The organism is Corallococcus terminator (assembly GCF_003611635.1).
GTDB classification, from domain to species: Bacteria; Myxococcota; Myxococcia; order Myxococcales; family Myxococcaceae; genus Corallococcus; species Corallococcus terminator.
This window is the reverse complement of record NZ_RAVZ01000515.1, coordinates 1-4,514: the sequence shown is the minus strand read 5'-3', so window position 1 is coordinate 4,514 and position 4,514 is coordinate 1. Positions and strand designations below refer to the sequence as shown.

The following is a 4,514-nucleotide window of genomic DNA, read 5'->3' as shown; positions in this document are numbered from 1 at the left end:
CTCCCCGCCCGTGCCCCTGGAAGCGCTGCCGGACCTGGACGCGGTGCTGGTGTCGCACGACCACTACGACCACCTGTGCCGCAGCACCATCCAGGCGCTGGCGAAGCGGCGGGTGCCCTTCATCACCGCGCTGGGCGTGGGAAGGCACCTGGAGGCCTTCGGCGTGGCGCCGGAGCTCATCACCGAGCTGGACTGGTGGGAGCACCACCGCGTCGGGCCGGTGGGCTTCACCGCCGCGCCCTCGCAGCACTTCTCCGGCCGGGGCCTGGGCGACCGCAACAAGACGCTGTGGGCGTCGTGGGTGCTCACCACCGACAAGCACCGGCTGTTCTTCAGCGGCGACACCGGACTCACCAACGAGTTCGAGGAGATTGGCCGCCGCCATGGCCCCTTCGACCTGGTGATGCTGGAGGTGGGCGCCTTCCACCCGAGTTGGGGCGGCATCCACCTGGGCCCGGAGAACGCGCTCAAGGCCCACGCGATGCTGGGCGGCGGCACGCTGATGCCAGTGCACTGGGGCACCTTCAACCTGGCGTTGCACGCGTGGGATGAACCCGCGGAGACGCTGGTGAGGCTGGCCACGGAGCAGCAGGTGCGCCTGTTCACGCCGGGCCTGGGCCGGGGCCTGGAGCCCTCGCGCGTGGAGGGCGTGACGCCGTGGTGGCGCGACGTGGGCGAGCGCCGGCTCGTGCCCCAACCGGCACCCTGAGGCGCCGGCAGGCGGCGACGACGCTGGCTACGAACCCGACTCGCGGGTGCCGGCCGCGGAGGCCTTGGAGCCGATGCCGGGCGTCTTGCCCAGCGTGCCGGAGTGGTTCTCGTTCTCGTGGGTGAGCGCGGCGGTGTCGCCGCCCTTCGGCTGGACGATGAGCATGCCGCCGCCGTTGAACGAGTCCCATCCGGTGTTCATCGCGTTCGTGAGCTGCTGGAGCCCCACGTCGTAGCTCTTGCCGGAGGCGGAGTCGTTGATGCGGTAGTGGCCCTGCGCATCCTTCCCGTCGATCTCCACCCAGTGCGCGCTGCCCCCGGCCTTGCCGCCCTCGGCGCCGGGCTGGATGAGGTTCGAGTCCACCAGCGCCACGGCCTTCTTGCCCTGCGCAAGCGCCGTGTTCAGCGCGTCGCGGTCGAAGTTGGAGGCGCCGCGAGTCACCTCGAAGCCCTGGCCCGCGAGCATGTCGCCCATCTGATCCGGCGTCGTGCCCTGGCTGTTGGCGTACTTCGACTCCAGGCCCTTCACGAGCTCGGCGTCCGTCTGGCCCTGGCCTCCACCCGCCGCGCGCACCAGCATGGCGGCGGTCGCGGGGCCGCAGTTGGTCGGATCCGTCTGCGGGATGACCGGCGTGGGCTGGGTCCAGCCCTTGCCGCCCGTGATGGACGGCGCAGCTTCCATCTCCGACACGCCCACGACGGCGGGCTGCGGCGGCGACTGCACACCGTTCGCGGCGGCGCGAGCGGACCACTCCGCGGCCGACACGGGGTCCTCCTCGTAGCTGTCCTTCAGAGGTTCGGCCGCCTGCGTCTTCGCGACCTCCTGCACCGGCTCCGCGTCAGGCCGCGCCTGCGTGACGCCCTGGTTCTGCACCTCGGGCACGCGCTGCGTCTCCGGAGGAAGGACCGTGCGGGGGTTCGACACGCGGGAGATGGTCACGTCGGCATCCTTCCTGCTTGGGGGAACTCGGAGGACGTCGCCATTATCCGTGACCTCCCAGGTGAAGTTGCCGCACCTTCTCAGAAACAAGGGGAGCCAGGGTCATGGCGGCAAAAACGACAGGGCCGGTAGGATTGATCACCCCATGAAAGCCCGCCCAGGAGAGGCGTCCGACGCGACGCGCCCCGCGCGCCCTCCCACCGAGGACGCAACCCAACCCCTGGCACCCGCGCAGGGCGTGGGCGTCGCGGGCACGGCCGGCTCGGATCGCCTGTCGCGTCAGGAGCCACCTCCTTCGGTGCAGGTGGGGCGCTACCTGCTGCTGCGGCCCCTGGGGCAGGGCGGCATGGGCGTGGTGTACGCGGCCTATGATCCGGACCTGGACCGGAAGGTGGCGCTGAAGCTGCTGCGTCCGGACGGGAACTCGGATTCGGACGTGGCACGCGCGCGGCTCTTGCGTGAAGCGCAGGCCATGGCGCGCATCTCCCATCCGCACGTCATCCCGGTGTTCGACGTGGGCGTGTGGGGCGCGCAGGTGTTCCTGGCGATGGAGCTCATCGACGGGGGCACGCTGGGCCAGTGGCTCAAGCAGGCCCCGCGCTCCTGGCGCGAGGTGCTGGAGGTGTACCTGGCCGCGGGACGGGGGCTGGTGGCCGCGCACGCGGTGGGGCTGGTGCACCGCGACTTCAAGCCGGCCAACGTGCTGGTGGACCGCCGGGGCCGCGTCTGCGTGACGGACTTCGGGCTCGCGCGCCAGGTGGGCACCGGGCCGGGTGACGGCGAGGACGTGACGGGCCCCGTGGCCGGAAGCCTGCCCATGGAGCGCCGCATGCTGGATGCGCCCATCACGCTGACGGGCGCGGTGATGGGCACGCCCCAATACATGTCCCCGGAGCAGGTGCTAGGCGCCGCGCCGGATGCGAGCACGGATCAATTCAGCTTCTGCGCAGCGCTGTACTACGCGCTCTACGGACAGCGCCCCTTCGACACCGAGCGCATGCAGGCGCTGCGCATCCCCGCCGACCTGAGCGGTCCCCAGGCGCCATCCATCCTGGAGCCTCCGCGCGACTCCCGCGTGCCCGCGTGGGTGCGGCAGGCGTTGATGCGGGGCCTGTCGCTGCGGCCCGAAGAGCGCTTCCCCACCCTCTCCGCCCTGTTGGAGGCCCTGGGCCAGGAACAGCGGCGCACCCGGCGGCGGCGCGCCTGGGCCGTCGCGGGAGTCGGGGCCACGGTGCTCGCGGTGGCCGGTGGCGCGCTCCATCAGCAGTCCCGGGTGTGCGCGGGCGCGGACGCGCTCATGGCGGAGGTGTGGAGTCCTGAGCAGCACCGGCGATTGGAGCAGTCCTTCGTCGCCACCGGCAGTCCCCTGGCGACGGACATGGCGGCGCGCGTGGCCGGCGCCCTGGACGCGTACGCGGACGCCTGGAGCCGGCAGCGAACCGACGCCTGCGAGGCCACGCGCGTGAGCGGCACGCAGCCGGAAGCCTTGATGGTGGAGCGCGTGGTGTGCCTGGAGCGGCGGCGCAACGACGCGCGAGCGGTGGTGGCGTTGCTCTCCACGGCGGACCGGCCCCTGGTGGAGAAGGCCCTGTCGTCCGTGAACGCCCTGCCCTCGCTGGGCGAATGCGCGGACGTGGCCGCGTTGGGAGAGCAGCAGCACCTGCCGGAGGATCCCGCGAAGCGCGCCGAGGTGGAGCGACTGGAGGCGAAGCTGTCCCAGGTGAAGGTGCTGGTGGATGGCGGGCGCCTCACCCAGGCGCGGGACGAACTGAGGCCGCTCGTCGAGGGTGTGCAGGCCACGGGGTATGCGCCGCTACGGGCCCGGCTCCACCTCCAGCAGGGCTGGATGCGCGAACAGTTGGGAGAATCGAAGGAGGCCGCCACGTCGCTGCGCCAGGCCGCCTTCGACGCGGAGGAGGGACGCTCGGACCGGCTGAAGGTGCTCATCCTCAACCGGCTCCTCTACGTGGAAGAGGGCCAGAAGCACTTCGAGCAGGCGGAGGTGTGGAGCGGCTTCGCGGACGCGACGCTGCGGCGCATGGGTGGCGACGCGGGGCTGGAGGCGGAGGTGCGCATCAACCAGGGCAACCTCGCGTCCGCGAAGGGGGACCTTCCGCGTGCGCGGGCCCTGTTCGACGAAGCGCAGGCGAAGGCGGAGTCGGTGCTGCCCGAGGGCCATCCCCTGCGCGCGCGCATCACCTTCCTCCAGGGAGGCCTGGCGACGCGGATGGGAGACGCGGCGCGCGGCGTGCGGCTGCTGACCCGGGCCCTGGCGCAGACGGAGGCCGCGGTGGGCCCGCTGCATCCGGACACGGCGCGGCGGCATGACGCCCTCTCCTGGGCGCTGCGCGAGACGGGTGACGCGGCCGGTGCGCTGGCGCATGCCCGCGCGTCGGTGGAGATCCGCAAGACGCTGCTGGGCCCCCACACGCTGCCCGTGGCGGAGGGCCTGGACGAGGTGGGCATGTGCCTGCTCGCGCTGGGCCGCTTTGACGAGGCCCTGCGCGTCTACGAGGAGGCCCTGGCGATGAAGCGGCAGGTGGCCCCCGACGACGAATCCCTCCAGTACTCCCATGACGGCGTGGGACAGGCGCTGCTGGGACTGGGCCGCGCGAAGGACGCCATCGCGCCGCTACGCCGGGCGGTGGGCTACCCCTCCATTCCGGAGGCGATCCTGGCGGAGTCGGGCTTCGCGCTCGCCAAAGCGCTGTGGGACGCGGGTGAGCCCGTGCCCGCGCGACAGGAAGCCGAAACCGCCCGCGAGCGCTTCACCCGCGCCACGCGCGAAGCCCAGGCAGCACAGGTGACAAGCTGGCTTCAGGCCCATCCGCCCACGAGCACTCCGGCCCGCCCCGAGCCCCGGCGG

Annotated in this window: 3 protein-coding genes; 2 read left to right on the top strand and 1 reads right to left on the bottom strand. The window is 72.4% G+C overall.

What is annotated here, in order from left to right:
• A partial coding sequence (locus D7V88_RS39220) for an MBL fold metallo-hydrolase (RefSeq protein ID WP_208726726.1) occupies positions 1-709 on the top strand: 709 nt, incomplete at its 5' end.
• 27 nt (positions 710-736) lie between these two features.
• On the opposite strand, the gene D7V88_RS39215 is transcribed toward D7V88_RS39220, so the two are convergent.
• Positions 737-1,648: a cysteine peptidase family C39 domain-containing protein gene (locus D7V88_RS39215; RefSeq protein ID WP_120545632.1), complete on the bottom strand. Its 912-nt coding sequence runs from the start codon at positions 1,646-1,648 to the stop codon at positions 737-739.
• 145 nt (positions 1,649-1,793) lie between these two features.
• Between D7V88_RS39215 and D7V88_RS39210 the strand changes: the two genes are divergently transcribed.
• A partial coding sequence (locus D7V88_RS39210) for a serine/threonine-protein kinase (RefSeq protein ID WP_244238635.1) occupies positions 1,794-4,514 on the top strand: 2,721 nt, incomplete at its 3' end.